The sequence below is a fragment of the Cupriavidus sp. SIMBA_020 genome, from assembly GCF_046535395.1.
Lineage (GTDB): Bacteria > Pseudomonadota > Gammaproteobacteria > Burkholderiales > Burkholderiaceae > Cupriavidus > Cupriavidus campinensis.
Map to the genome: position 1 here is coordinate 1 of NZ_JAWRWU010000818.1, position 264 is coordinate 264.

The 264-nt window shown below is 70.5% G+C and carries 1 protein-coding gene; it reads right to left on the reverse strand.

Features of this window, described 5'->3' with window-relative positions:
- On the reverse strand, positions 1 to 263 hold a 263-nt coding region (locus SB751_RS31650; RefSeq protein WP_410749226.1), incomplete at its 3' end, for a ParA family protein.
- Position 264 lies beyond the last annotated feature (1 nt).

Consider the following 264-nt stretch of genomic DNA (forward strand, 5'->3'; position numbering starts at 1 on the left):
CCGTGCAGCCCGGCCGGCGTGTCGATGACCGCATATTCGAGGCCGCGCGGCGGCTTCGAAGGCGCGTCGGGGTCGAGATTCCACGCCTCGATCTGCGGCAGCCCGGCCGGCCGCAGATCGAGCCACGCATGCGCCGACTGCTGCCGGTCGAGATCGGCGAGCGCGACCCACGCGCCCTGCGCCGCGAAATAGCCGGCAAGATTGGTGGACAGCGTGCTCTTGCCGACGCCGCCCTTCGGATTCGCCACCACGATGACCGTCATG